Source organism: Janibacter sp. CFPM2_SD2 (genome assembly GCF_057364645.1).
In genome coordinates, this window is sequence record NZ_JBNFOF010000289.1 from 1 (window position 1) to 2,554 (window position 2,554).

At 75.3% G+C, this 2,554-nt stretch carries 4 protein-coding genes; 2 read left to right on the top strand and 2 right to left on the bottom strand.

Annotated features, from left to right (window positions below):
* Positions 1 to 546: MFS transporter (locus AC2W7J_RS17410; RefSeq protein WP_485983957.1), on the bottom strand; the 546-nt coding region annotated here is incomplete at its 3' end.
* Between the two features lie 44 nt (positions 547 to 590).
* Between AC2W7J_RS17410 and AC2W7J_RS17415 the strand changes: the two genes are divergently transcribed.
* Together AC2W7J_RS17415 and AC2W7J_RS17420 are read left to right on the top strand one after the other, a co-directional pair.
* Positions 591 to 1,043 (top strand): deoxycytidylate deaminase, encoded by a 453-nt coding sequence (locus AC2W7J_RS17415; RefSeq protein WP_255185437.1) that lies wholly within the window; start codon positions 591 to 593, stop codon positions 1,041 to 1,043.
* A 160-nt stretch (positions 1,044 to 1,203) separates the two neighbouring features.
* Positions 1,204 to 1,998, top strand: a complete 795-nt coding sequence (locus AC2W7J_RS17420) for a universal stress protein (protein WP_485983961.1) — start codon at positions 1,204 to 1,206, stop codon at positions 1,996 to 1,998.
* 13 nt (positions 1,999 to 2,011) lie between these two features.
* Here the strand turns inward: AC2W7J_RS17420 and AC2W7J_RS17425 are convergent.
* Positions 2,012 to 2,554, bottom strand: a 543-nt coding sequence (locus AC2W7J_RS17425; RefSeq protein ID WP_485983959.1) for an alpha/beta fold hydrolase, incomplete at its 5' end; no start/stop codon positions are given.

Below are 2,554 nucleotides of genomic sequence, written 5' to 3' on the forward strand. Positions count from 1 at the left end.
CGACGAGCCCCCCACATGCCGAGCCGCTCCGCGCCACGGCCGGGGGGCGACGGCGGCGACCGGGGCGGCGAGCAGCGGCCCGAGGGTGCCGCCGACGGTCAGCCCCATCGAGTAGATCGTCATGAGCCGCACCCCGCCGTCGGTGGAGTGCGCCTTGATCCACGCGGGGACGAGCACATTGCCCAGCCCCATGCCGGCGAGTCCGACCGCGGTGAGCACGAGGAAGACGCCGGAGGAGTCGGTGAGCACGCGGGCCAGCAGCGTGACGACGACCGCGGCGACGCCGAGTGCGATGCCCGCGGAGACCCCGACGCGCCGGGCCAGGGCGACGGCACCACCACCGGCGACGGCGAAGGCGAAGCCCGGCAGCGCCGTGACGACACCGGCGAGGGTGGGGCCGATCTCCAGGGCGGCGCGCACCTCCGCCAGGAGCGGGCCGATCGAGGTCGCCCCCGGGCGCAGGTTGATCGAGATGAGTGCCACGCCGAGGAGCGCGAGCCCGGGTCCGAAGGGGGGAGTCCGTCGCGTCGTCTCGTGGCTCGTCACCCCAGCGGTCTATCACGCGGGCCCCGTCTGCCTAGGATCGGTCCGTGCCCGACGAGACCCCCACCACGAGCGTGCCGAGCTGGGACGACTACTTCCTCGGCATCGCCACGGCTGTCGCCGCCCGCGCCAAGTGCACCCGCCGCCGCGTCGGTGCCGTGCTGACGATCGACCACCGGATCATCGCGACGGGCTACAACGGCGCAGCCCCCGGCGAGCCGGACTGCCTCGAGGGGGCCTGTCCCCGTGGCCGGCTCGGCTACGACGCCGTGCCCGGTCTGGGTGACTACGACCGGCCGGGCACCGAGGGCTTCTGCATCGCGATCCACGCGGAGGTCAACGCGCTGCTCTTCGCGACCCGGGACACCAAGGGCGCGACGGCCTACATCACCGACCCTCCGTGCCCGGGGTGCCGCAAGGCGCTCGCCGCGGCCGGCATCGTGCGGGCCGTGTGGCCGGGAGGCTCCCACGACCGTCGGGGTCTGACGAACTGGGGGTGACTCTCCCCTCCCGCTGAGGCGCCTCCGTGGGGACAATGGGGCATGAGCACCTACGCCAGCACCCACGACACCCCGACACCCTCCGGCGCCGTGGTGGCTGCCCTCGACGGGAGCCACCGCGACGACGCCGTCACCGCCTGGCAGTCGCCGAGGCGCGGCGCTGTCCGCGCCCCTGCACCTCGTGCACGCCGTCGACCTCGGCACGCCCCTGTCCGCCTACGGCGAGCTGCTCACGAGCCCCGAGATCGTCGAGCGGGTCGAGCAGGAGTCGACGAAGGTCGTCGCCGACGCCGCCGCGCGGGTGCGGTCGGAGAGCCCCGACCTCGCCGTGACCACCGCGCTGCCGACGGGCTCGCCCACCGGCGCCCTCCTCGCCGCTGCCGAGGGGGCCCGGGTCCTCGTCGTCGGCTCCGCCCGCAAGAACCGCGCCGAGCGGATCGTCCTCGGCACGACCTCGCTGAGCGTCGTCGCGCACGCCCCGTGCGCCGTCGTCCTGGTCCCGGAGGACGTCGGGGCGAAGGGGGACGGTCGCGTCGTCGTCGGCATCGACGGCAGCCAGCACAGCCGCCTCGCCTTCGACTACGCCCTCGACGCCTCGCTCGTGCGTGGTCGCGCGGTCACGACCGTCACCTCGTGGAATGTCGAGGTCGAGAACGGCGTCGTCGTCACCGAGCCCGGCTCGCCGGAGTGGGAGAGGGTCGACTCCCGCTACCGCGAGATGGCCGAGCGCACCATCACCGAGGGCCGTGCGGCCCACCCCGAGGTCGACGTCACCGTCGAGGTCCGGCACGGCCGGGCCGCCGACGCCCTCGTCGAGGTCGCTGCGGGCGCCGACCTGCTCGTCGTCGGCTCGCGCGGTCGCGGCGGCTTCCGCGGGCTGCTCCTCGGCTCCGTCTCGCAGCGGGTGCTCGCCCTGGCGACCTGCCCGGTCGCGGTGCTCCACCACCGGGGCTGATCGCCCGGCCGCCTCAGCGGGCGTGGGCCGCCTGGAAGTCGCGCATGGCGGCCCACCCCTCCGGGTGGTCCTGGGGGCGGTGGTCCGCACCCGGCAGGACGAGGTGCGTCGCCCCCTTCGCCTCGAGGGCGGCGGCGACCTCCGTGTACATCGGCCGGTCGTCGCCGGTGATGACGAGCGTCGGCACCAGGCGCGGGGTGTCGGTGCGCAGCGCGACCTCCCAGGGGGCCGGGGTGGCTCGGATCCGCGCGGCGAGGGCATCGCAGGTGACGGTGTCGATGTCGAGCGGGGCGTGGCTCATGCCGGCGGCGAAGCGGTCGAGGAAGTCCCGTCCGTCGACCTCCGGGTCGTCGGCGACGGCGTAGACCGGCGCCATCGCGGCGATGTGGGCCTCGACATGGCGGCCACCGCGGGCGACGTCGTAGCACGCGGGCTCGATGAGCACGAGGCTGCGCAGCAGGTCGGGCCGCCGCTGCGCGGCGAGCATCGCGGTGACGGCGCCGTAGGAGTGGCCGACGACGTGCCCGCGCCCGCCGAGTGCCTCGACGCTCGCGGT